The organism is Serratia sp. CY55921 (genome assembly GCF_052167655.1).
In the GTDB taxonomy this organism is placed as follows: domain Bacteria; phylum Pseudomonadota; class Gammaproteobacteria; order Enterobacterales; family Enterobacteriaceae; genus Serratia; species Serratia ureilytica.
Genome location: NZ_JBJNMU010000001.1, coordinates 1701294 through 1725016, shown reverse-complemented (window position 1 = coordinate 1725016; position 23723 = coordinate 1701294). Strand labels below are relative to the sequence as shown.

General features: G+C 55.3%; 32 protein-coding genes. 30 read left to right on the top strand and 2 right to left on the bottom strand.

Going from position 1 to position 23723, the window contains the following annotated elements; genetic code table 11:
• The 7 genes from ACJ8M3_RS08295 (at position 1) to ACJ8M3_RS08265 (ending at position 3698) form a co-directional block, all read left to right on the top strand.
• A complete protein-coding gene (locus ACJ8M3_RS08295) occupies positions 1-675 on the top strand; it encodes a hypothetical protein (RefSeq protein ID WP_288708402.1) in 675 nt (224 codons plus the stop codon).
• 168 nt (positions 676-843) lie between these two features.
• The gene (locus tag ACJ8M3_RS08290; RefSeq protein WP_308341368.1) at positions 844-1563 is read left to right on the top strand and encodes a Mom family adenine methylcarbamoylation protein; all 720 of its coding nucleotides are present in this window, start codon (positions 844-846) and stop codon (positions 1561-1563) included.
• A 78-nt stretch (positions 1564-1641) separates the two neighbouring features.
• A complete protein-coding gene (locus tag ACJ8M3_RS08285; RefSeq protein WP_197751875.1) occupies positions 1642-1896 on the top strand; it encodes a phage holin in 255 nt (84 codons plus the stop codon).
• Positions 1896-2426, top strand: a complete 531-nt coding sequence (locus tag ACJ8M3_RS08280) for a lysozyme (protein ID WP_308341370.1) — start codon at positions 1896-1898, stop codon at positions 2424-2426. The genes ACJ8M3_RS08285 and ACJ8M3_RS08280 overlap by 1 nt, the downstream gene beginning before the upstream one ends.
• Entirely contained in the window at positions 2423-2809 is a 387-nt protein-coding gene (locus tag ACJ8M3_RS08275) for a hypothetical protein (protein WP_308341371.1), read from the top strand. The genes ACJ8M3_RS08280 and ACJ8M3_RS08275 overlap by 4 nt, the downstream gene beginning before the upstream one ends.
• Positions 2709-2963 (top strand): Rz1-like lysis system protein LysC, encoded by a 255-nt coding sequence (gene lysC / locus ACJ8M3_RS08270; RefSeq protein WP_442514645.1) that lies wholly within the window; start codon positions 2709-2711, stop codon positions 2961-2963. Before ACJ8M3_RS08275 ends, lysC begins: the two co-directional genes overlap by 101 nt.
• A 207-nt stretch (positions 2964-3170) precedes the next feature.
• Positions 3171-3698 carry a hypothetical protein gene (locus ACJ8M3_RS08265; RefSeq protein WP_308341372.1) on the top strand — a complete coding sequence of 176 codons (528 nt, stop codon included), beginning with the start codon at positions 3171-3173 and terminating at the stop codon, positions 3696-3698.
• A gap of 80 nt (positions 3699-3778) precedes the next feature.
• Here ACJ8M3_RS08265 and ACJ8M3_RS08260 read toward each other — a convergent pair whose 3' ends face one another.
• On the bottom strand, positions 3779-4012 hold the full coding sequence (locus tag ACJ8M3_RS08260) for a hypothetical protein (RefSeq protein ID WP_308341373.1): 234 nt from the start codon (positions 4010-4012) through the stop codon (positions 3779-3781).
• 160 nt (positions 4013-4172) lie between these two features.
• Here ACJ8M3_RS08260 and ACJ8M3_RS08255 point away from each other — a divergent pair, with 160 nt between their 5' ends.
• On the top strand, positions 4173-5195 hold the full coding sequence (locus tag ACJ8M3_RS08255) for a terminase small subunit (RefSeq protein WP_308341374.1): 1023 nt from the start codon (positions 4173-4175) through the stop codon (positions 5193-5195).
• A gap of 40 nt (positions 5196-5235) precedes the next feature.
• Here ACJ8M3_RS08255 and ACJ8M3_RS08250 read toward each other — a convergent pair whose 3' ends face one another.
• Positions 5236-5445 carry a HEAT repeat domain-containing protein gene (locus ACJ8M3_RS08250; RefSeq protein ID WP_154746959.1) on the bottom strand — a complete coding sequence of 70 codons (210 nt, stop codon included), beginning with the start codon at positions 5443-5445 and terminating at the stop codon, positions 5236-5238.
• Between the two features lie 75 nt (positions 5446-5520).
• Here ACJ8M3_RS08250 and ACJ8M3_RS08245 point away from each other — a divergent pair, with 75 nt between their 5' ends.
• The 22 genes from ACJ8M3_RS08245 (at position 5521) to ACJ8M3_RS08140 (ending at position 23722) form a co-directional block, all read left to right on the top strand.
• Complete coding sequence (locus ACJ8M3_RS08245; RefSeq protein WP_350987595.1) at positions 5521-7140, top strand: TerL protein; 1620 nt, start codon at positions 5521-5523, stop codon at positions 7138-7140.
• Positions 7140-8684 carry a DUF1073 domain-containing protein gene (locus tag ACJ8M3_RS08240; RefSeq protein WP_308341377.1) on the top strand — a complete coding sequence of 515 codons (1545 nt, stop codon included), beginning with the start codon at positions 7140-7142 and terminating at the stop codon, positions 8682-8684. Before ACJ8M3_RS08245 ends, ACJ8M3_RS08240 begins: the two co-directional genes overlap by 1 nt.
• A 40-nt stretch (positions 8685-8724) precedes the next feature.
• Complete coding sequence (locus ACJ8M3_RS08235) at positions 8725-9408, top strand: phage head morphogenesis protein (RefSeq protein WP_038875869.1); 684 nt, start codon at positions 8725-8727, stop codon at positions 9406-9408.
• Between the two features lie 3 nt (positions 9409-9411).
• Positions 9412-10737: a DUF2213 domain-containing protein gene (locus tag ACJ8M3_RS08230; RefSeq protein ID WP_164120308.1), complete on the top strand. Its 1326-nt coding sequence runs from the start codon at positions 9412-9414 to the stop codon at positions 10735-10737.
• Position 10738: 1 nt separating this feature from the next.
• A complete protein-coding gene (locus ACJ8M3_RS08225) occupies positions 10739-11221 on the top strand; it encodes a structural cement protein Gp24 (RefSeq protein WP_154746963.1) in 483 nt (160 codons plus the stop codon).
• Positions 11221-12249, top strand: coding sequence for a major capsid family protein (locus tag ACJ8M3_RS08220; protein WP_308341378.1), 1029 nt, complete (start codon positions 11221-11223; stop codon positions 12247-12249). Before ACJ8M3_RS08225 ends, ACJ8M3_RS08220 begins: the two co-directional genes overlap by 1 nt.
• 3 nt (positions 12250-12252) lie before the next feature.
• Positions 12253-12597, top strand: coding sequence for a hypothetical protein (locus tag ACJ8M3_RS08215; protein ID WP_308341379.1), 345 nt, complete (start codon positions 12253-12255; stop codon positions 12595-12597).
• Positions 12598-12600: 3 nt separating this feature from the next.
• The gene (locus ACJ8M3_RS08210) at positions 12601-13071 is read left to right on the top strand and encodes a DUF4054 domain-containing protein (RefSeq protein WP_038875751.1); all 471 of its coding nucleotides are present in this window, start codon (positions 12601-12603) and stop codon (positions 13069-13071) included.
• Positions 13072-13551: a hypothetical protein gene (locus ACJ8M3_RS08205; RefSeq protein WP_308341380.1), complete on the top strand. Its 480-nt coding sequence runs from the start codon at positions 13072-13074 to the stop codon at positions 13549-13551.
• Positions 13548-13913, top strand: coding sequence for a hypothetical protein (locus ACJ8M3_RS08200; protein ID WP_308341381.1), 366 nt, complete (start codon positions 13548-13550; stop codon positions 13911-13913). Before ACJ8M3_RS08205 ends, ACJ8M3_RS08200 begins: the two co-directional genes overlap by 4 nt.
• Positions 13898-14449 carry a phage neck terminator protein gene (locus ACJ8M3_RS08195; RefSeq protein ID WP_047730616.1) on the top strand — a complete coding sequence of 184 codons (552 nt, stop codon included), beginning with the start codon at positions 13898-13900 and terminating at the stop codon, positions 14447-14449. Before ACJ8M3_RS08200 ends, ACJ8M3_RS08195 begins: the two co-directional genes overlap by 16 nt.
• Positions 14430-15914, top strand: coding sequence for a DUF3383 domain-containing protein (locus ACJ8M3_RS08190; RefSeq protein ID WP_442514644.1), 1485 nt, complete (start codon positions 14430-14432; stop codon positions 15912-15914). Before ACJ8M3_RS08195 ends, ACJ8M3_RS08190 begins: the two co-directional genes overlap by 20 nt.
• Positions 15914-16351 carry a phage tail fiber protein gene (locus ACJ8M3_RS08185; RefSeq protein ID WP_038875737.1) on the top strand — a complete coding sequence of 146 codons (438 nt, stop codon included), beginning with the start codon at positions 15914-15916 and terminating at the stop codon, positions 16349-16351. Before ACJ8M3_RS08190 ends, ACJ8M3_RS08185 begins: the two co-directional genes overlap by 1 nt.
• Positions 16351-16755: a hypothetical protein gene (locus tag ACJ8M3_RS08180; RefSeq protein WP_049194151.1), complete on the top strand. Its 405-nt coding sequence runs from the start codon at positions 16351-16353 to the stop codon at positions 16753-16755. The genes ACJ8M3_RS08185 and ACJ8M3_RS08180 overlap by 1 nt, the downstream gene beginning before the upstream one ends.
• A gap of 208 nt (positions 16756-16963) precedes the next feature.
• Complete coding sequence (locus tag ACJ8M3_RS08175; RefSeq protein ID WP_308341383.1) at positions 16964-18898, top strand: transglycosylase SLT domain-containing protein; 1935 nt, start codon at positions 16964-16966, stop codon at positions 18896-18898.
• Complete coding sequence (locus ACJ8M3_RS08170) at positions 18895-19701, top strand: phage baseplate protein (RefSeq protein ID WP_047730621.1); 807 nt, start codon at positions 18895-18897, stop codon at positions 19699-19701. Before ACJ8M3_RS08175 ends, ACJ8M3_RS08170 begins: the two co-directional genes overlap by 4 nt.
• The gene (locus ACJ8M3_RS08165) at positions 19701-20003 is read left to right on the top strand and encodes a phage baseplate plug family protein (RefSeq protein WP_047730622.1); all 303 of its coding nucleotides are present in this window, start codon (positions 19701-19703) and stop codon (positions 20001-20003) included. Before ACJ8M3_RS08170 ends, ACJ8M3_RS08165 begins: the two co-directional genes overlap by 1 nt.
• Entirely contained in the window at positions 20000-20845 is an 846-nt protein-coding gene (locus ACJ8M3_RS08160) for a baseplate hub protein (RefSeq protein WP_038875720.1), read from the top strand. The genes ACJ8M3_RS08165 and ACJ8M3_RS08160 overlap by 4 nt, the downstream gene beginning before the upstream one ends.
• Position 20846: 1 nt before the next feature.
• Positions 20847-21524, top strand: coding sequence for a Gp138 family membrane-puncturing spike protein (locus tag ACJ8M3_RS08155; protein ID WP_038875716.1), 678 nt, complete (start codon positions 20847-20849; stop codon positions 21522-21524).
• Between the two features lie 8 nt (positions 21525-21532).
• Positions 21533-21889, top strand: coding sequence for a hypothetical protein (locus ACJ8M3_RS08150; protein WP_038875867.1), 357 nt, complete (start codon positions 21533-21535; stop codon positions 21887-21889).
• Positions 21886-23133 carry a baseplate J/gp47 family protein gene (locus ACJ8M3_RS08145; protein WP_164033949.1) on the top strand — a complete coding sequence of 416 codons (1248 nt, stop codon included), beginning with the start codon at positions 21886-21888 and terminating at the stop codon, positions 23131-23133. The genes ACJ8M3_RS08150 and ACJ8M3_RS08145 overlap by 4 nt, the downstream gene beginning before the upstream one ends.
• Before the next feature lies 1 nt (position 23134).
• Positions 23135-23722, top strand: coding sequence for a DUF2612 domain-containing protein (locus ACJ8M3_RS08140; protein WP_089191830.1), 588 nt, complete (start codon positions 23135-23137; stop codon positions 23720-23722).
• The last annotated feature ends 1 nt before the right edge of the window (position 23723 follow it).

The window sequence follows — 23723 nt, the reverse complement described above, 5'->3', positions numbered from 1 at the left end:
ATGGATTGGCAAGGTATTCCTTTTAAATTTTTGGGCGAAGAACCCTTACAGCAAGCATTTTTAAGTGTTAGTCATCTTCCGAATATAATTGTGAAAACTGATTTTGCGGTTGACACCTTTTTATCAGGTTTATTTGCTGGTCTCATTCCCGCTGGTGTTGCCATCTGGGCGATGCGCGCGAATGCAAAAAACATTCGAGAGGAACGATTACACCAAGAAAAATTATCCAGCATAACAATTACCAAACAAATAGTATCTGCATCTCGTCAAGTTTGGATTAACGACCTTAGAGAATCCACAGCGAAATTCATTGGTGTAGTAACTGGTGTAACTAACTGTATTAATGGGATGGCTACAGAGCTGTTGGATAATGGTAGCGAAACTACCCATTATAAGAAGCTATTCGACGAACATAGGCTTGCAATGAGCGAGCTTGGATTACTAATGTCGAAAATTGAGTTGTTGTTAAATCCTGGGGAAGAGAGAACCAAGAAAGTGAGTGCGGCTCTCAAAAAACTTAGGAGCTTCTTGTTGGAAGAGAAGGTTTATAGTGAGGGAATAGATTTTGATGAGCTTGGAGTTCATACAAACGAACTTAAGTCATGTATTTATTCTGTTATTAAAAATGAATGGGGAAAGATATCTTTAGTAGATAGGGAAGATAAAAGGGATTAATATTTAAATTTAGCTTATCCCCATTGCGTTAAGATAATTATTTATATCAGAATTTAGTTCTTTTCTACACGTATGCTTAGATGGGCGCCCCGGCGAGTTGCCGCTCTCCGGGGCTGTATGCCCGCGTCAACAGTCACGAGCACACCCGCCTATTGGAGTGCCGAGACATTGAAAAATCATTCAAATTCTGTTGTGTCACGCACCAGCGGAAAGCCCGCGCCGATCGTCTATGCCGGCGAAACCGTCGGTTATGGATGTGACGATCTCCACGTCGCAACGATCCCCGTTTGGCTTGCCCGCCTGGTGATCAGCCATTTTCACTACAGCAAGCGCGTAGTGAACAACTCCTATCTGCACCTTGGGATTTTCGACGGCCGCGAACTGATGGGCGTCATGCAGTGGGGCTACGCAATGAACCCGAGCAGCGGCGCGCGCGTCGTGAATGGCACCGGCAACCGCGAATATATGGAGTTAAACCGGCTCTGGGTGCATGACCGGATGCCGCGCAACACCGAATCGCGCGCAATCAGCTATGCGCTGAAAACTATCAAGTTGCTCTATCCCGCTGTGGATTGGGTGCAGACGTTTGCAGACGAGCGGTGCGGCCGGTTCGGCGTCGTGTATCAGGCGAGCAATTTCGATTACGTTGGCAGCCATCAAACGACGTTCTACGAGCTCGACGGAGAGTGGTATCACAAGATTGCCATGACGACGAAAGGGCGCAAGGCTGGCGCCCGTGGAAAATTCTTGCAGACGAACGCACACCGCGCCACCGCCCACACATTTAATCAGTTCAGGTATATCCGCTTTCTGAACAAGCGGGCGCGCCGGCGGCTAAACACGAAGCTGTTCAGCCCGAAGCCATATCCCAAACCTGAATCACCATAGCGACCGCCTCCCGGCGGTTTTTCGCTTTTATCACCCGATGATCGGGGCATGCCCCGGCGAGGGGGAAGGATGAGATCCATGCCGGAAAAAATCGCAGATAGCGCCACGCATGGCGGCTGGTTGGTTGGCCTGCTGCTCGGGGCAATAAATTATTTTTCGCCCAGTGAGTGGATGGTGATCGGCATTTTTGTCGGCATCCTCAGTTCCGTTATTGGGTGCATCGTGGGTATTTGGTTCAGGTGCCGGCGAGAAAGGTTACTGAAAATGTACCTCATTGACCGCTCAAATAAGAACATCAGCGCGCGGGACGTTGACCTGTTAGGGGGCGAGTAGTGGCTTCGATAAAAACCAAACTCAGCGCCGCTATGCTGGCGTTGATTGCTGCTGGCGCATCGGCCCCGGTCATGATGTCGCAGTTTCAGGAAGAAAAAGAAGGTCAGCGCCTGACTGCATACCAGGACGGTGTCGGCATCTGGACAATTTGCGGCGGTGTGACGATGGTCAACGGCCAGAAGGTTGTGAAGGGTCAGCGCCTGACCGCCGAGCAGTGCAAGCAGATTGACGCAGCAGAGCAGAAAAAGGCGCTCGACTGGGTAGACCGCAACGTCAAGGTAACGCTGACCGAACCGCAAAAAGTCGGGATCGCCTCGTTCTGTCCGTGGAACATCGGCCCCGGAAAGTGCTTCACTTCCACCTTTTACAAAAAGTTGAACGCCGGCGACCGCATTGGCGCCTGCCGCGAAATCCGCCGCTGGATATACGACTCTGGCCGAGATTGCCGCATCCGCTCGAATAACTGCTACGGGCAGATCGTACGGCGCGATCAGGAAGCCGAACTGGCTTGCTGGGGATTGGACAAATGAGCGGCTGGATCTCAAAACTGGCCGGCGGGGGAATGTTGCTCCTGCTGGTGACGGCCATATGCCTGGGTGGTTACAGCTCGCTGTTGTCGCACCGGTTGGAGCTGGCACGCCAACAGGTTGCAGAGCAGAAAAAGACGCTGGCGCAGCAGACAGGACTGATCACCACACTGCGCGCGGATGACGCCCGTAATCGCGCAATGATGGCCGAACAGCAACGGAGAGAGCAGCAGCTGCGCCAGCAGGGCGAAAACTACCAGAGGAAATATCGTGAAGCAATCCAGAATGATGCCTGTGCTGCTCAGCCTCTGCCTGCCGCCGTGCTTGAGCTCTTGCGCCCGGACACCGGAACAACCCCCGGCGCCGTTAATCCTCCTTCCCCCTGAATCTGTATTCACTCTATGTGAGCAGCCAGAAATGGCCGGTGACACATGGGGCGACGCCGTCGGCTATACGCTGGCGCTACAAACCTCACTGAAAATTTGTGCCGGCAGAATTGCCACACTGAACGCCTGGCGGGCCGGCTTACCGAAAAGGTAAAATTAACAAAGTGCCGAGCCGTTGCCGTTCTCCTGCTTTAGCCACGACCGGGCTCCTCACTGTGAGCGAGCGGGAGAAATCAAAAACGGTTAATACCCCGCGAGCTAGGGGGCGGTCATAGCGGAAACATCAGCCGTGCTAGAAGAAACGGTGTGACAGCCGGAGAGACGGTAACTAAAATCACCTCGTCAAAATTGCGAGGTTAAAATGGATACTGATTTAATCAATTATGAGACCATGCTAGCTGCTAAGGATTCGGCTCAGTGGGCTTGGTGGACTATGGCTGCTACCATTTTTAGCGTTTTTATTTCCTTGGCAACTCTAGGTATGGCTTATATCGCTCTTGACTCTTGGCGTGAACAAGAGAGATTGAAACTAAAGATGGAGTTCAAACGAACTGTTTTGGAGCTTCGCTACTCACTTGATTCTATGCCTGAATCTTGGTCTTATCACAATGTGAATATCGCTCGAGAAAGGTTAAAATCGTATCCTCAAGTTGCAAATAGAATTGGTGACGAGTCTGAGATATATTTTAAGAAGCAGGCGCTAAAAATTGCATTTGATGAGGCATCAAAAGCATGGATTATGTGTGGATACTTGTATTCAGATACCCAGGAAGAAGAACTGTGGCTCAAATTTAACAGAGGTATTAGAGAATACATAAAAACAGGCGGGGAAAAGATATTGCTTTCTAGAAATATATCGCAATTATGTTCGGCACTTAAAGTGTTATGAATACAGCATCCATCTGGATGATTGCTTATTGCCCATCATCAGACGTAGATTAAAGATTTCTGAGATGGGCATGGTATAAGCTAAATTACTTCGTTATCTATTTTGACGCGAGCATCAGCAGTCTCATCATACGGAACGTTGATCTCGATTTTTTTACCTGACGTTGTTCGAACAATGATGCTCAAAGATTGAGGCGGTGCACCGGTATCATCACCAGTGAAAGCAACAACTAACTGCTTGGAACTCTTAGCCTCAGAGAATAACGGCATTAAATCGCCATTAACTAAATGTGCATGAATAGTAATGTTTCCCATAATCTTTTCCTTTGATTTGGTTGATAACTACATCTACTTAGGTGTGCATCATAGACAGTCATTTGCATTCTCTCTCTAATGCGCAAGCAAAGCCACAGGCGATACCCTCCGATCACTCAGATCATGGTTACTCGTGGCTTTTTTATTCACGGAGAACGTTATGTCACAACCGGAAGAAAGCTGCCTCGAGCGCGATTACTGTGCCGGTCAACTTTCTCTCCGCGACTTGGCAGAGATATACGGCCTCAGTGAGGGGGCAATCAGGAAGCGCGCCAAAAAGCATGGCTGGGTACGCAAGGGAAAGAGCGGTACGCAAAAAGGTACGCAGGTACGCAAAAGCGGTACGCATAATGGAAAGGTGCGTACTAGTCCCAAAGCCAACATAGAAGCAGTCGCCCCGGATAATGACATCAATCCTTATGCCGATTATGGGGATGACGATACGCCAGGCCTAGACCCGCGCAAATACGGGTTAAACGATATGCAGTGGCGTTTCGTGAATGAGTACCTCATCGATCTGAACAGGACGGCGGCATACAAACGCGCGGGTGGGAAGGGCGAAGGCAACACGGCATATGTCAGCGCTAGCCGCATGTATAGAAACGCTAAGGTGAACAGGGCAATCAGCGACGCGCTGGCTGCTCGCGAACGTCGCACCCAGATAACGCAGGATGCTGTCCTGAGAATGTGGTGGGACATCGCCACGGCCGACGTCAACCAGATCACTGAGTACCGCCGGTTATGCTGCCGTTATTGCTGGGGCTTCGGCCACCAGTATCAGTGGATGGATGCGGTGGAGCACGAGGAGGCATCGGTGAAGGCTAAAGCCGCAAATAAGCCTGAGCCATCCGACAGAGGTGGTTACGGCTTTGATGCGATGCTGGATCCCAATCCTGAATGCCCCCGGTGCAATGGCGCTGGCGTTGGCCGCGCACACTTCCACGACTCCCGAGATTTGACCGGTGCCGCCCGGCGGCTCTTCGCTGGCATCAAAGAAGGCAAGTTCGGGATTGAGGTGATCACCCGTAATCAGGATGACGCGCTGAAGATGGTGGCGCAGCACCTGGGCATGGTGAGAAACAAGACTGAGCTCAGTGGCCCGGATGGAGGCCCTGTAAAAACGGAAAGCGTCAACCTGACGCCGGAAGAAGCTGCAGAGGCCTATCGTAAGCTGATGAGGTAAAGCCGCCATCACATTGGCGGCATTATCCATAATATTAACTTTATGCCCCAGGGCGAGACATGCGACCCAAGGCTTTCGTAGCCGCTATTTTTACATCAGTGTTTAAATCATTACTCAGTTCTAACAATCTTTCGGTAATGGCTGGCAGTGCAACACCACCCTCTCCAAGAGCGTAAATAGCTGCAATTTTAACCTGATTATTAAGGTCACGGGTTAATTCCAGAAGTCTGACACTAACATTCGGTAACATACATCCTCCACTGATTATTAAGAACAATTAATATGTTGTTTTAGTCAATGAAGTACAAGGTACATGGATCACGTTATGCCCATTCCATTCCCGTTCAACTTCAAAAAACCAGATTACACCCAGGTGTTCGAATGGCGGATGGAGCGCCTGCAGCGTATCAGGGCTAATCCTGAATCACTCCCAATCATGAAGGCCTTTTATAAGGACAACCCGGCCCAGTTCATCATTGATTGGGGAATGACGGTTGACCCGCGCAACGTCGAGCGTGGCTTACCGGCGCGTATCCCATTTCTGCTGTTCCCAAAGCAGGAGGAGTGGATCCAGTGGTTTGTAGAGCACTGGCGGGCATCAAAACCCGGCATCACGGAGAAAACCCGCGACATGGGCATGTCGTGGCTGACGGTAGGGATGGCGTCGTCGCTCTGCCTGTTCAATCATGGTGTCTTTGCCGGCTTCGGCTCTCGCAAAGAAGAATACGTCGATAAAATCGGCTCACCGAAGTCGCTGTTCGACAAAGCCCGTAACTTCATTAGCCTGTTGCCGGTAGAGTTTCGTGGAGGCTGGAGTGCCAAACAGCACGCGCCGCACATGCGAATTCTGTTCCCGGAAACCGAATCAGCAATGACCGGTGAGGCCGGCGACGGCATTGGGCGTGGTGACCGCACCAGTTTCTACATCGTGGACGAATCCGCGTTCCTGGAGCGGCCTTATCTGGTTGATGCTTCGCTATCTGCCACCACCAACTGCCGGCAGGACATTTCAACGCCGAACGGCATGGCCAACTCCTTCGCTGAGCGCCGTCATAGCGGCAAGATCGACGTGTTTACGTTCCACTGGCGTGATGACCCTCGCAAAGACCAGGCTTGGTACGACAAGCAGGTAGAGGAACTCGACGCGGTCACCGTGGCACAAGAAATCGACATCAACTACAGCGCATCCGTCGAGGGCGTGCTGATCCCGTCTGCATGGGTGCAGGCGGCGATCGACGCTCACATCGCGCTTGGCATCGAGCCAACGGGCGTGCGCATGGGGGCGCTGGATGTTGCCGATGAGGGCAAGGACACCAACGCCTTTACGTCCCGCCACGGTTTCCTCCTGGAGGATATCGACGAGTGGTCGGGGAAGGGCGACGACATTTTTGGAACCGTTCAGAAAGCTTTTAACATTTGCGATCAGCAACTGCTTGATCACTTCAGGTTTGACTCAGACGGTCTGGGGGCCGGGGCGCGCGGCGACGCACGGGTAATAAACGAAAACCGTGAAGCTGAGGACATACCGACAATTGTCGCTGTCCCATTCCGCGGTAGCGGCGCGGTATTCGATCCCGAAGGCGAGGCCGTTCGTGGCGATAACGGAAGGCCAGCCCGCCTTAACAAGGACTTTTTCGCCAATGCCAAAGCACAGGGGTGGTGGTCACTGCGTACCCGGTTCCAAAAAACCTACCGCGCAGTGACTGAAGGGATGGAGTTTGATCCTGACGAAATTATTTCCATCTCTGGGACGATGAAAAAAAAGGACAAGCTGGTTATTGAATTATCCCAGCCCACTTACACGGTGAATGGTGTGGGGAAAATCGTGGTTGATAAAAAACCTGACGGCACCAAATCACCGAACCTCGCCGACTCGGCAATGATCGCCTACGCCCCAATGGAAATGCCAATGCTCATTTCCGACGACTTTTTGGAGAGTATTTGATGTGGCCCTTTAAGCGAAAAAAAACGAGTGGCGAGGCGCCGCTAGTGCAGGAGGCGCCAAAATCGCCAGGGATTGCGATCAGCGACGAGATGCTCGCCGAGGTCGGACACAAAAAGCGGCGTGAGTTCGAGAAGTACGAACCGCCGGCCGGTGTTATCCCTGACGATATCCGCAGTGGAATTCTTGCGATGGATGCTACGCCATACGATTCACTGAACGGCAGCTACCCCGATTACGTTTTCGGCGGCTTCCCTGGCTACCCCTATTTGGCGCAACTCGCCCAACTGCCGGAATATCGCCGGATGGTGAGCGTGATCGCCGAGGAAATGACCCGCAAATGGATCAAGGTTAAAGCGGCCAGTGACGGGGATGAAAGTAAGGGTGACCGCATCGCGTTGCTCGTTAAGGCGATGGAGCGCTACAAGGTGCAGGATATTTTCCGCCTGGCTATTGAGCACGACGGATTTTTCGGCCGCGGCCAGATATACATCGATGTGCGTTCCCCGCGCGGTTTGTCCGCATGGACGGATCCGGAGGAGCTGCAATCCCGGCTGTTCCTGTCCAACAAAAAAATCACGCCTGGCTCGCTGGTGGGCTTTCGCGTGATTGAGCCGGTATGGACCTACCCAGGCATCTACAACGCCGATAATCCGCTGAGCGATGATTTCTACAAGCCTGCGGAGTGGTTCGTGATGGGTAAGACCGTGCACGCCAGCCGCATGTTGGATCTGATTTCCCGGCCGGTGCCTGACATGTTGAAGCCGGCCTATAACTTCGGTGGCTTGTCGCTGACACAAATCGCCGAGCCCTACGTCAATAATTGGCTGCGTACCCGCGATAGCGTGGGTGATGTGCTTCATTCCTTCTCCTTGAGCGGCATCCTCACGAACATGGGGAATGCGTTAAGCGGAAAGAACGATCCCAACTATGCCAAGCGCGCGGAGCTGTATAACCGCACGCGGGACACGCGCGGCTTGTTGATTCTGGACAAGCAACAGGAGGAGTTCTTCCAGTTCAACACGCCACTGAGTGGGCTGGACACGCTGCAGGCGCAGGCACAAGAGCACATGTTCTTTGTCAGTGCGATCCCGTCGGTGAAGTTCGCAGGCCTGAGCCCCACGGGGTTGAATGCCTCGAGCGAGGGCGAGATCAAGGTGTTCTACGACACGATAGCGGCCGGCGCGTCCAGATTGCTCAAGCACCCGATAAAGCGCGTGATGGACATTATCCAGCTTTCGGAGTTTGGCGACATCGATCCGGATATCACCTTTGAATTTGAATCCCTGCACGAAATGACGCGTGAACAGCAGGCCGCCATCCGCAAAACAGAAGCGGAGACGGACCAGATTTACGAGAGTATCGGCGCGGTGACGAATAACGAGGTGCGCGAAAAATTGGCCTCGGATCCGAACAGCCCCTACAGCGGTCTGGATTTAAGCGGGGAGATTGAGATTGACGACGACGAAGACGACGAAAACTTCAACCTCGAGGAAAGCGCGTCGGAAAAAGACCCTCCGTCAGATCCGACCCAACGCGGGGATTGAGGCCTGGTACCGGCGGCAGCTGGATAGGGCGGTGCAGGAGCTGCACAACAGCACGCTCTATTGGCTGCGCGCCGAATACCGGCAGACCGGGCTGGCGCAGGATGCCTCACCGGCGATCATGATGCGTGATGCCATGCGCAAATTGTCGCGGCGCTGGCGAAAAAAATTCGATGTGCTGGCCGGGAAACTGGCTGAGCGTTTCGCTTCTGATGTGATGAAGAATAGCGATGCGTCGCTTTCCACTGCATTGCAGCAGGCCGGTTTCACGGTGCCCTTCAAAATGACGGCGGAAATGAACAACGCACTGCAGGCGACCATCACCGAGAACGTCAATCTGATCCGCTCCATTCCGCAGCAATACCTCACGCAGGTCGAAACGCTGGTAATGCAGTCGGTATCTCGCGGGCGTGATCTCGGCACCCTGACAAAAGAGCTGCAACAGCGCTATGGCGTCACCCGGCGCCGGGCGGCTTTTATCGCGCTGGATCAGAACAACAAGGCAACGTCTGCCATGCAGTCGGCGCGCCAGCGTGCGCTTGGCATCCGCCGGGGGCGCTGGCGCCATTCCCACGCAGGGAAAGAGCCGCGCATCTCCCATGTGAAAGCCGACGGCAAAGAGTTCGATCTGGACAAAGGCATGTTTATCGATGGCGAATGGATCATGCCAGGGCAAAAAATACGTTGCAGGTGTGGATGGGAGGCGATTTTACCGGGACTGGAGTAATGAATGACGACTGAACGACTGGCATTTGACCGGGGTTCGGTGCGGCAAATTGATAAGGTCGGACGGCTGCAGGTCGAACGCAGCAACATCAGCAAGGCCAACGTGTGCGGCTATTACGGGCGAGAAATCCCGAATTCCGAGGCGCTAGGACTTGAGCCCGACCGGCTGTACATGCTGTACCGCGACCCCGACGAGCTGCGCAAGGCAGCGAAAACCTTCAATAACATCCCCATCCTTTGCCGACACAAGCCTGATTACCCAGGCGCGCCCGCGCGTGAGCTTCGGGTGGGGACAACGCACGCCAACAGTGATTTTGATGGCACCTACCTAACAAACGGATTGTCGATTTGGGACAACTCCGCCATCGCCGGTATCGAGACCGACGAGCAACGAGAACTGTCATCGTCGTATGCGTACGTCGCTGACATGACCCCAGGCGTTACCCCGGATGGCGTCAAATTTGACGGCGTGATGCGGGATATCGTCGGTAACCACGTGGCGCTGGTCGGTGACGGCCGGGCCGGATCCGATGTGCTGGTATTTGATTGCCTCCCGAAGGAGTTACAAAACATGAAATTAAATCGTAAGGGTGTCGCCATGCGCGCAGCGCTGGGCGCCTATCTCAAACCTCGCCTGGCGCAAGACGCCTCGCCGAAAGACCTCACGCAATTGGTGGGCCAGCATAAACGCCCCAACGCGATCGCGAATGCGGTCAAATCCGCGTTTTCCGGCCGCCTGGCGCAGGATATGGAAATCGAGCCGGCCGAGCTTGCCGAACTGATGGAGGCAGCTGAAGAGGTGGTCGAGCCGGAAGAGAACGGACCAGCGTTTGATACCGAAAACCCACTGGAAAGCATCCTGGCGCTGTTGTCCGACAAAGTGCCGGAGGAAGTGCTGGAAAAAATCAAAGCGGTACTGATGCCGGCGGCGGATGACACCCCGGACGATCCAGCAAAAGACCCGGTAAAACCGAATCCCGATATGGTCAGCAAACCGGCGATGGACGCTGCTATCAGGCTGGCGGCTGACAACGCCACCAAGGTGGCGGCGAAAAACTTCCAGGCGGTTCGCACCGCTGAAAGTGAGGTGCGCCCTCTGATTGGTGACGTGGTGGCGATGGACTCCGCCGAGGAGGTTTACCGCACTGCTCTCGAACAGGCCGGGATCGATATCACCGACGTACATCCAAGCGCTTACCGCAGCATGGTGAAGTATGCCGTAGAGCAAAAACAGGCCGTCAAGGCGCCGAAACTGGCGCATGACTCCGCGGCTGCATCGTCTTTTGCTGCCGATTTCCCTACCGCCAGCAAACTTAAAAAAGGTTATTAACATGTCAAGATTTCAGACGAGCATTAACCAATACCCGGCTCCGGGTATTGAGGGGGCTTTTGCCAGTAACAACCCATACACCAGCTATGTGGCCGGTGAGGGGGCATTGGTCACCGGTGCCGACGGGTTAACCATTGGGCGATTTGCCTGGGTGGTGAAGGGCGTGGCATCGAACAAAGGCACTGGCGCGCCGTCGGGGTTTGTTCCTCGCGATGGCCAGGCGTCAATCGTTGAATGGCTGGGCGCGGCGTCTAACGTGATCCAGCCGGGGCGAGAGTGCACGCTGCACACCGGCGGTGATTACTGGGCGGTTACCACGACAGCGGCCACTGTCGGCCAAAAAGTGTTTGCGTCACTGACCACCGGCGAGATTGCTACCGGTGCCGCCGGCGCGACCATTGAAGGCTTTGCGGAAACGGCATTCTCGGTGGCCAGCGCCGCGGCGGCCAAAGAACGTATCAAAATCAGCACCTGGAGCAAGTGATGAATAAATTTAAGCAGCATTACGCTACCGCCAGCCGCGATTACGGCATCATCCTGCCGGGCGCGCAGGCTTACCTGCCGCCGGAGTATGCGAGCGATTTCGCGCTGGCGATGGATGCGCAGCCTAATCTGGTAACGGTCTCAAACTCCGGCGTGCCGGCCTATTTCACCAACTACGTTGATCCAGAATTAATTCGTGTGCTGGTGACACCGATGAAAGCGGCCCAAATCCTGGGCGAAACCAAAAAGGGTGACTGGACGACGCTGACCACTCAATTCCCGATCGTGGAATCAGCCGGTGACACCAGCTCTTACGGCGACTACAACAACAACGGCATGGTAACCGCGAACGCAAACTGGGTGCCGCGCCAGAGCTACCACTACCAGACGCACACCCGCTGGGGTGAACGCGAACTGGATATGTACGGCGCAGCGCGCATCGGCTGGGCGGCGGAGTTGAATGTCGCGTCTGCCCTGGTGCTGAACAAGTTCCAGAATAAATCCTACTTCTACGGCATCGAGGGCTTGCAGAACTACGGCCTGCTGAACGATCCATCGCTGTCGGCGCCGATTACCCCGATTGACGTCGGCGGTAAGTTGAAATGGGACGATAAGGACGCCGAGGCGATTTATAACGACATCGTCAAGCTGTACAAGCAGCTCGTCAGTCAGACCAAAGGGCATGTCGAGCGAACCGACAAGATGAAGCTGAATATGTCTCCGTTGTCGGAAGCCAACCTGACGAAGACCAACCAATACAAGGTCAACGTTGCAGACCTGCTGCAGAAAAACTTCCCGGGTATGACCATCGAAACGGCGGTGGAGTATTCCAGCGACGCGGGTGAAGTGATTCAGCTGATTGCCGAGCGTCTGGGGGAGAACGACACCGGTTACTGTGCGTTCACCGAGAAAATGCGCGCGCACGCCGTGGTGACGGAGTCTTCAGCCTGGCACCAGAAAAAATCCGCCGGTACCTGGGGGGCGATCATTCGCCAACCGCTGGCTTACGTACAAATGTTGGGGGTTTAAAAGATGGTAGAGCAAGTAACAGTTGGCTGCAAATTGCCGAACGGTTTGGTGTTGGAAGTCGACGGCCATCAGCAGGCGGTCGCGGGTTACCGCGGCGAAGATGTGCGCATTATCGGCGGCTATGGCCTCACACCGGTCGATAAGGAACTGTGGGATGCCTGGTTGAAGATCCACAAAGATCAACCGTATGTAAAAAACGGTGTGATCTTCGCCCAGGACAATGGCAACAGCGCCCGTGCGCAGGCCAAAGAGCAGGAAAAGTTGAAGTCAGGCCTTGACCCATTGCCGCAGAACAACCCGGCGCCGGGGATCAAGCGTGATGATGAAGCGATGAATAAGAAGGAGTAATGCATGGGCGCCGTGGTTTTCAACATCAAGGCATTTCGGGCGCTTTACCCGGCGTTTGCAACGGGATGCGGATCGGCGCCAAGTGATGACCTGCTCGAGGCGCTGTTCAATCAGGCCTCGACCCTCTACCTCGATAATACCGATGAAAGCAAAGTGCAGGATCTGAAAGAGCGCGAGCAGTTATTTTTCCTGCTTGTTGCTCATCTCTGTGCGTTGCGCGGATTTGGTTCAGGACAGTCGGGCGGTCAGGGAAGCGGCCTTGTTGGCCGCATTACCAGTGCCTCAGAGGGATCGGTTTCTGTATCGGTGGACAGCGCCGGCAGTAACGATCAGTCATGGTGGTATCTGCAGACTCCCTATGGCGCGGATTATTGGCAAGCGACCGCGCCCTACAGGACGATGGTTTATCACCCGGGCTCATCGCCATCGCGCTATCCAGATCACTACTATCGGCCGGTCAGGCGGGGGCGCTAAATGGGTGCCAGTGTTCGCGGCGGTGCCGCGTTTAAAGCGCGCCTGGCGCAAATTGCCGACGGCCTGTCTTCGGATAAGAGCCTCAAGGTGGGTTTTTTGGCCGATGCGACCTATGAAGACGGGACCCCGGTTGCGCTGGTGGCCGCCGCGAACGAGTTCGGAAAAATGGTGATGACCAAGGCCGGGGAGTCCTATTTTCAGCTGCCGCGGCCTTTTTTCCGCAACATGATTTCAGCCAACAGTGCGCAGTGGCCCGGTGAGTTTTCGCAGCTTATCCGTTCATCAAATTATGAAGCGCGGTTAGCGCTTGGATTGATGGGGGAGCGGATAAAAAGCCAGCTGCAGGACTCTATCCGGGAGCTCAACTCTCCGCCGTTGGCGGAATCGACCATTAAGCGCAAAGGGTTCGATAAGCCGCTGGTCGACACTGGCCACATGCAGAACAGCATCGACTATGCCGTTGATGGAGGTGATGAGTGAATTTGCACGGTATTGTTTCGCGCGCCGTCGGCGCAGTTAATCCCTTCGTTGAGGCGCAGATTTATCGGTCGCTCGGTGCTGAAAAACGTGAGGATTATTCCCGGTCGCCGGCCTATGACGCGCCCATTCCGATGATGGTACAAAAACAGGCGGTTACCCAGGGCGATATCCGCCACCTGGACAACCTGAATATTCAGGGGGTGTTCACGTCCATCTATACGAACGGGAACTGGTGCGGTGTGAGCCGACCGAAGCAGGTCGGCGGTGACAAATTCGTCATCGCGGGCGAAACGTGGCTTGTGGTGGCGGTGCCGGAGAACTGGCCGGATTGGACGAGGGTTGTTGCATGTCTGCAAACGTAACGCTCTCGATCACTGAAAGCGATCTCTATAAAGCCCTTGGCGATTTTCTCCAGGGGCTTTTTGTTGATGCGCAGATCGAGCGCACTCAGCAAAACGGGGTGCCGATGCCACAGGGAGAATTTATCGCGATGACTTCGCTGAATTCCGCCGGTTTGTCTACGGCGGTGGTGAAGTACACGCCGCCACCGGCGGCCGGAATGGGTACGCAACACATCACGCGCACCACGCGCTGGGAATGTCAGCTTGATTTCTTTGGCGACAGCGCGGAGCGAAATTCCCTGATGTTCGCCACGCTGATCCGCTCGGAGTTTGGCACCTCCGCTTTTCGTTGCTCCGGGGGCGTCTTAACGCCGCTCTACTGTAGCGATCCCCGTCAGACCACGATGATTAACGGCGAGTGGCAATACGAACCGCGCTGGACGCTGGAATTCATCGCGCAAATCAAACCGGTGGTCAGTGCGCCTCTGGCGTTCTTCGACAACGTGACCATCAAAACGACCACAACGGAGTCCATCGATGGCAATTCCAATCAGTAAAGACGTAAAAATCAAACCGGGCGTGCTATCCGCCGTGGGTAATGCGGTCGACCTCAACGGCCTGCTTTTAACCGACAGCCCTTATGCGCCAGTCGGCGATGTAGTGTCGTTTTCGTCACCCTCGAGCGTGGCCGATTATTTCGGTGGTGACTCTGACGAATACGTTATGGCATCCATGTATTTTCAGGGCTACAACAACGCGACAAAATCTCCGGGGGCGTTGCTGTTCGCCCGATTCAACCGCGCGCCGGCGGCCGCATGGTTGCGCAGCGGATCGTTCAAAGGGGTGACGGTCGAGGAGCTGAAAAAAATCTCCGGTACGCTCACGATCGGCATCAGCGGGAAGAATGCCAGTGCGGAAGTCAATTTCAGCGCGGTAACCAGTTTTGCGGAGGCGGCCGCCGCGTTGCAAACCTCATTGACGGCCGCCGTGGCGACGGTGGTATATGACACCACGCACAATGCCTTCATCATCACTGCTGCCGGCGCCAAGCCGGAAGCGACGACTATCGCGTATGCGACCGGCACCGCAGCGGCACCCATGAAGATGACCAGCGATCTCGGCGCCAAGATCTCCCAGGGGGCGCCGGCGGCAGTGGTTCCCGCGCTGTTCACGGCAATCATCGCCAAGTCGCAGCAGTGGGCTTCATTCTCGACCGTTTTCGAGTGCAAGGATGATGAACACCTGGCGTTGTCCGCATGGGCCAGCGCGCAGGAGGAGCGCTTTTTCTATGTGGCGTGGACCACCAACGAAAAAGCCCGAATTACGGGTAATCAGGATCACATCGCGTACAAGATCATCACCGTGAATAATTACGGGAGTGTCGTGCCGGTGTTCTGCACTGACGTGAAAAAACCTGCATCCGTATTGGGATATGCCGCTGCGCTGGACTTTACCCGCACAGAAGGGCGCGTGCCGTTCAAATTCCGCGAATACAACGGGCTGGCGGCCGATGTGACCAGCGGGGATGAGTACGACGTGCTGATCGCCAATGGCTATAACTTCTACGGCAAGTACGCCGCCAATAACATCGTCGAGGATTATTGGGCAGATGGCTCGATCACCGGCGATTTCAAATGGCTGGACAGCTTCGCCGGGCAAATTTGGCTGAACGCCAACCTGCAGGGCGCGGTGCTGGCGCTGTTCAAATCCAACAAGACGATCCCTTACAACAACGCCGGGCGCGCGCTGGTTGCAACCTCGATGACCGATGTGATCGAGCAGTTTAAAACATGGGGCGGCATTCGTGCCGGGGTGACACTGTCCGCGGCGCAAAAACTGGAGATCAGCAACGCAGTTGGGGAAGACGTGTCGGCGACAATTTTCGCGACGGGGTACTACCTCTATGTCGGTGAAATGCTGCCGGCCCTTCGACCAGGTCGCACCAGCCCGAACTGCGCGTTGTGGTACAGCGACGGCGGCAGCATCCAGAAATTGAATATTGCATCGACGGAGGTTCAATAATGTCCAACACCATCACTTCTGCCGACGCCATCATTACGCTGTCGGTAATGAACCTGTACCCGTCAGGTGTGCAGCTGCAGGGCTTCGCTGCGGATAATATCTACGGGACCGACGCGCTGAGCCTGGCGGAAACGGTGCGCGGCGCCGACGGCAAGTTATCGGCCGGCTTCATTTACGGCAACATCAACCAGACGATCTACATTATGCCGGATTCGGAAAGTCGGGACGTGTTCGATACCTGGGCGACCACATCGCGCGCCAGCGTGGCGGTGTTCCGCTGCAATGCAACGGTTATCTTGCCGGCGCTCAAGCGCAAATATAAATGCGTGAACGGCGTGCTGAAGCAGTGGAAGGCGCTACCGGATGCCGGCCGCATTCTGCAGGCCAGCCAGGCGATCATCGAATGGGAATCCATCACTCCGGAGGCGTTTAACTGATGGCACGTAAAGAGACGTTTATCACTATCGACGCCGCCGGGCGCGATCAGGGCAAGGTTTTCTACATCAAGGAAATGTCGGCGTCACAGGCTGAATGGTGGGCTTTGCGGGCGCTCATGGCGATGGGGCGCGGCGGCGTCGAGATCCCCGATAATTTACGCAGCATGGGGATCGCGGCGATGGCTGTTGAGGGTTTAAAGGCGATTTCGAAGATCCCCCCGGATGAGGCCAAACCGCTGCTTGATGAGTTGATGACCTGTGTTCAGGCCGTGCCGAATCCAGCGGATAAAACCGTGGTCCGCCCCTTGATTGAAGCCGATATCGATGAAGTGGCCACACGCCTTAACCTGCGCGCGGAGGTGTTCAAACTGCACGTGGATTTTTTCGCTACCGCCGGCCGCTAGATATCCCGCCTCGTTTTGCCAATCCTGACAGGCCGTTTGGGCTTGTCGATTACACCAACGTCCCGCACACCATCGCCACCGTGATTTCCGCCGGCAAAGCCTCCAAGGCTGAGCTGGATGCGGTGCTTGGTGTGCAGGACCTGTGGGATTTGTTGGAAATCATCCAGGTGGACGCCCATAACGCACGCGTAATGCAGGAGGGGAAATAGTGGCAATAGTACTTGACGAGCTCGTCCTCGCCCTGGGTATTGACGACAAAAACTTCAGCGCTGGCGAGCAGGCGGTAGTGGCAGGGCTTGACCGTCTTACAGCGGTCATGGAGAACGTTGCGCAGGCGTTCGACACCGGCGAGAAGAAAAGCAGCGAGGCGCTGGATAAAACCGGGAAAAATGCCGACAAAACCGCCAAAGACATGGAAGCCAGCGGCAAAAAAGCGGCGTCGTTCTTTTCCAGTATTCGCGCCCAGGTGCTGGCGCTGGCCGGCGTCACGTTGTCGCTGGGCGGCCTCAAAAGCTTTGTTACCGGGTTCACCAGTAACCTGAACCAATTGGCGACGGCGGCCGATGCCTTTGGCATGTCGGCCAAATCGCTGGATGGCTGGACCAAGGCGGGCGAGGCGTTCGGTGTCAGTGCCAACGAGATCGTGGGCGCGTTCTCTCGCATCAACGATGCAAAGGCACGCTTAAAATCTGGCCTTGGGCTGGATCCTCAACTTCAAAGCCTGCTACTGGCCGCTAACCAGGCGGGCGCCAATATCGATCTGGGCCGGGATGGGACTGAAGATATTGTCCGCAAATTGGCAGCCGCGTTTCCAAACCTGAATAAGGATCAGCAGCAGGCCTATGGCAGTGAGCTGGGCTATGGCTACGCCGCGCAGCAATGGTTCGGCTCTGGCCATGCGTTGCGCGATGTTGACCGATTTACAGCGCGCTCAGGCGTTGACGATCAGTCAATCGCAGCGGCGCGGAAGTTTCGCCAGCAGTGGGCAGAGATCAGCCAGGCCTTTGAGAAAACGGGATACATCCTCTTTAACGCGCTGCTGCCTTACATCAAACAGTTCAACGCGTGGCTGAATGATCTGGCGAACTGGATGGCGCAGCACCCGGATGAAATCAAAGCCGCGGTGCAGGGCGTGTTCGATGTTCTGTCGAACATTGTTGGTGTCGCCGGTGAAGCCGCCAAGGCGGTAGGAGGCTGGCAGAACGCCATTCTGCTGCTGGTTAGCGCATCGGTGGGTGGCAAGCTGCTTTCCCTGTTTAAAGGGCTCAGCGGGGCGCTGATGGGGCCTGCCGGCCTTATTGCAGCTCTGGTGGCGCTTGAGGAGTTTGTCATCAAACCCCTCGAGGAAAAATACCCTGCGCTGAAAAATAACCCCGTTGCGGATGCCCTGAACAATCTGCCATTCAGTGACAAGGTAGAGGGATGGGGAAAATCCGCTCACGATTGGGTTAAAGATACATTCGGGATCAATCTTCCGCGTGGTGATGGTTACGGGCAAGACCAGGCTCCGACGCAGTTTGCTCAATCTGTACGCCGCCCACAGCCAACAAAGGCCGGTGAGGAAATGCTGGCGTGGCTGCAGCCGAAACTCAGCAAGCTGGAGGAAACGTTCGGGCTCCCTGTCGGGCTGCTGCGCAGCATGGTGATCACGGAGTCAGGCGGCGATACTCAGGCTGTATCGAAAGCGGGCGCCAAAGGGCCGTTTCAGTTCATGCCAGGCACGGCGAAGGACTTCGGGCTGGTCGGCGATGACGTTTTTGATCCGGAGAAATCAGCCCATGCCGCAGCGCGCTACATGTCGCAGCTGCTGAAAATGTTCGATGGTGATCTGGGTAAGGCGCTGGCGGCGTATAACTGGGGCCAGGGTAATGTTGAGCGCAAAGGGCTCGGCGCGGCCCCGCAGGAAACGCGGGAATACGTGCCGAAGGTGTTGTCGAATTTGCCTCAGCCGGGCGCAGGCATGGCGGCGCAGGCGCGCCAGCCGGTCGGCGGTTCGCAATCCACGATCACTGAAACAACCCATATCGGCACTCTGCAGGTGAATTCGCCAGCGGACAGCACGAAAGGGATCATCGACGACGCAAGGCAAAAAATTAATCGCTCCAGCCTTGTGGGCGCGTATGCATCGGGAGTATCGACATGAGGTTTTCCCTGAATCAGGCGACTGTACTGAATGCTGTGCGGGGCGGTGGCCTGCTGTCTGTCGTTAACAGCGTGCTGGCACCGGGATACGGAATTTATTATGCCTCCGGCGCCAGTGTTGGCACGAAGCCCTTTTCGCCAACGTCATTTGTCGTTATCGAAGTGGGGGGCGAAGCGTCGATCACCACGGCGCCGATCGAGCGAGGTGGTTACACGTCGTTCAACAAGGTGCAGCGGCCGGCAGAATTACACATTACGTTTACCGTGGAGGGCTGGACAGGGTTTTCAGGCGGGCTTCCGAACCTGACCAATCTCACGCTGACATCCCGCTCGGACGTGCTGGCCACCCTGGAGACGATGCGAACAACGGCGGAGGTTTATGACATCGAAACCCCCGACAAAACCTATTCGTCTTATGACCTGACCAAATACGATTATCGGATCCGAAGCGACGGCGGCCCGACGTTGCTTACGGTAACGGCGGTTTTTCAGGACGTGCAGGACGTGGCCGAGGTGACCGTCAGCAGCGAGACATCGCAGGCCGACACTACCAATAATCAAATCACCCAGGGAGCGAGCGCCAAAACGGAGCTCGTTACCTCTTCAACGAGTGGTTCCACCCTTTCTGATGTGAAGAAAGCGATCTCCGGCGTGCAGCGCTCGGCGTCGGAATTGGTTGGGAACATTGCCGACAAGGTTTCGTCAGCGGTCGAGGATGTGACCAAACCTCTCGGAGAGGTCACCGTAAGCGCGACGCAAAAGTTGGATGCGGCGGTTAAGCAATTGGCGGGGAGTTTAACCTGATGCTGGAAATTGTACTCAAGCCCCTAAAATCTCAACGGTTTACCGTCTCCCTGAATAATCAGGCCTGTGAAATTCGTTTGGCACAGCGTACCACGGGGCTATATATCGATCTTACCGTTAACGGCACTCCCTGCCTGCAGGGGGTGTTGTGCCTGAACGGCAACAAGATCGTGCGTTACGGCTATCTGCCATTCGCCGGCGAATTATTTTTCGCTGACCTGGCGGGAAACGCAGATCCTGAATGGTCCGGCCTGGGTGAGCGTTTCAAACTTTACTACCTTGCGCCGGAGGAAATGCCGTGAGCTATCAACAACGGGATATCAGGGTGGAGTTTACCCTGGCAGAGGGGCGAACGTTTGACGATCGGGGTAACGTGCTTACCGTCAAGAATGCGCGCTGCTATATAAGCCTGGCGGCGTATGGCGGGATTGCCGGCACGCAAATTACCCTTTATCTGTGGGGGCTCGTGGCCCAGCAGATGGCGGCGCTGAGCTACAAAGGGATTTGGATTGATGGGGCCAAGCCTAATCGGATCCGCGTATGGGCTGCTGACCGCCTGATTTTCGAAGGGTTTATCAGCGATGCATATGCGGATTACAACCAGGCGCCGGATGTGCCGCTGATTATTACGGCGAACATGATGTTTTATCTTCGGGCGAAAAAGGTGTCGCCATTCAGCGCGAAAGGCCCCGTCTCGATCGATGACATTTTGATGCCAATGGCATCATCGGTGGGGCTGAAATATGAGAATCAGGGCGTTAAACGCACGCTGCCCGATCCGTATTTCCAGGGAGATATCACGCAGCAGATGATCGAGGCGGCACGGGCTGTTGATGCCGAGATCGATATCAACGTGGAGAAGGTGACGATCTGGCCAAAGGGAGTATCCCGAAAAGAGCCGGCATTGTTCGTTTCTCCCGACCACGGATTAATCGGATATCCCATTTTTACCAATGTTGGGCTGAGCATTTCATGTCTGTTCTGTCCTGATATTTTTATTGGTCGCAAATTGTCGTTGGTGACCTCACTCCCGAACGCCAGCGGCCGCTATGCGGTGCTCGGTGCAATGCACACGTTAACCTCATGGATTGAGGGCGGTCAATGTTCAACATCCTGCGAATTGTTGCGGCAACCCGGGGGCTGATATGGAGAATTTTCATGTAAACGGCTCCGATCTGAATGGTGATATCAACGCGCAGGACTTCGTTATGCGCCAGTTTCTGGGGCGTCATGCGTTTATCACGTTGTGTAGGGTGATCAATGCCAATGGGGAGCACGTGGACATTCGCCCTATGGTGATGGCCGTCGCTGGCGACGGCTCACCTATCCCGCATGAGGTGATTTACAACGTGCCGGTATGGCGTCTACAGGGTGGCCAAAGTGCGGTGATTATGCCACCGAAAGCCGGTGATATTGGGTTCATAGCGATTTGCGATCGGGATATCAGCGGGGTTAAAGCCACGCGCCAGCCCGCGATGCCCGGTTCAAGGCGCACGCACAGCCTGTCAGATGCGATCTATCTGGGTGGTGTGCTGAATGGCGACCCGGTGCAATTTGTCGAGTTTGCCGATCAGCAGATCAATGTAACTTCACCCTGGAAAATTACGCTGAATGCGCCGGATGTTGAAACCAATGCATCGAAGCGCTTTGCCGTTAACTCGCCGGAAATCGCACTGAACGGCGCGACCGAGGTGAGCCAGAAGTTTACAGCCAAAGGCAAAGCGGAACTGTCCGCCGGCGCCACGATTAGTGGCATCGAGTTTGGTGACCACGTGCATGGTGGCGTGCAATCAGGCAGCGCGCAGACGAATAAACCGCAATAGGGGGCATGATGCAAACTCGCTCACTTCTTCTCGATACGAATACCTGGGATCTGATGCTGGACGACAAAGGCAACCTGGCGGTCACGGACAATCCTTATGCGGTGGCGCAGGATGTGGCGTGCGCCTGCAGCACTTTCCTTGGCGAGTGTTGGTATGACAACACGCTCGGAATTCCTTATTACCCGCGGATCCTCGGCCATTGGCCCGGCACGCAGCTGATTAACACCAAAATGCAGCAGGAGGCGATGAAACTGCCGACGGTCTCCAGCGCGCTGTGTACGGCAGTCTCTGATGGCGATCGCCGCATTGGTGGCGTAATGACGATCACCGATACCAATTTCAACGATTACACGGTGCTGTTATGACGGATGAAAACACCAATTACACAACTGCGGTACCGGCGGTTACGTTTTCAAAAACGGGGCTGCTGGTGCCGGATGAGGTGGACATACTAAACGGCCGGTTAACCGATTTCTCCACCGCGCTGGGGAGCTCGATGGGGACCAGTCTGACAAGCCCACAGGGGCAGCTGGCGATGAGCGATTCGGCCATCATCGCCGATAAGAACGATCAGTTGCTGGCGATCGCGAACCAGGTGAACGCGGACTACAGCAGCGGCAGGTTTCAGGATGCGATTGGCCGGGTTTATTTCCTCGACCGCATCGGTGCCACCGGCACGACAGTAACCGGGACGTGCTCAGGGCTGGTGGATACGCTGATCCCTGCTGGAAGCCTGGCACAGGATGAAGCAGGGTATCTCTACGCCAGCCTTTCCGATGCAACGATCGGCGCCGCCGGTAGCGTGGATGTGGTTTTCCAGAACCTCACGACAGGCCCGATCGGTTGCCCCATTGGTGCGCTCAGCAAGGTCTACAAAGCGATCCCTGGCTGGTCAGGTGTGACCAACCGCGCCGCCGGGGTGCCGGGCAACAATGAGGAGAGCAGAGCCGACTTTGAGCACCGCCGACGCAATTCCGTTGCCAACAATGCCCGGAATACATTGAACGCGATCCGCGGCGAGATCCTCGCAAAAGTTCCCAACGTAGTGGACGTATACGTTACGCATAACCCGACCCCGGTAGACAGACAAGTCGGCCCATCCAAATATACATTGAAGAAAAACTCGTTCTACGTTGGCGTATATGGCGCAAAGGCTGAGGATATCGCGGATGCTATCTGGCGCAAGGCGCCGCCCGGTGTCGACATGAACGGAGATTCCTCATACACGATTGCAGATACCGACGGCTATGAGCCGCCATACCCGGAGTATGTGATCACTTGGCAAGGGTTGAAGCCGGTGAGCGTGTCAGTGAGGGTTATCCTGAGAAAAAGCGAATATTTGCCATCGGACATTACCGATCAGGTAAAGAATAAAGTGATTGCGGCATTCAATGGCGCTGATGGGGGCAATCGCGCGCGTGCAGCGGCTGCGCTGGCCGCCGGGCGATTTTATGCGGGCATTTACAGCATTGACCCTTCAAACATCGATATTCTCAGCCTGGCGCTGAGCAGGGATGGTAACGCCTTTTCCTCATCCCTCCAGTTTGGTATCGACGAAATTCCGACGCTGGATCCGAACAATATCAGCGTAGAGCTGCAGGAGGTCTAAATTGCAGAATGTGGCCGCCACTGTGCTCGCACAGTACGCCGCCAGCCCCCGCCTTAACGCCCTGATCGGCAGCTTCAACGAAGCCGTTTCCCCCGACAAGTTCGTCGATGATTTTTACGATCTGATCTGGAACATCGAAACCGCAGAGACCTATGGCCTCGATGTGTGGGGAAAAATTGTGGACGTAAGCCGGCGGCTAACGGTCGACGACGACTTTAATTATTTGGGGTTCAGTGAGGCGCGGCTGGATACGCCAACGCGGACAGATCCCCGCCCATTTGACCAGGCGCCGTTCTATAGCGGTGAGAGCACAACGCAGACCATTGAACTTGCGGACCCGATCTATCGCCGTCTGATCATGATGAAAGCCATGAGCAATATCACCGATTGCTCAATACCGAATATCAATCGGATGTTGCGTTACATGTTCGGCGATCGGGGGCGCGCCTATATCCAGAACGATGGCGGAATGAAGATGAGCTATGTGTTCGAGTTTGAACTGTCGACCGCAGAGCTGGCTATCGTGCAGTCCTCCGGCGCACTGCCGGCGCCGCCAGGTATTAACGTTTCAATAATTCAGAAGGCATAAA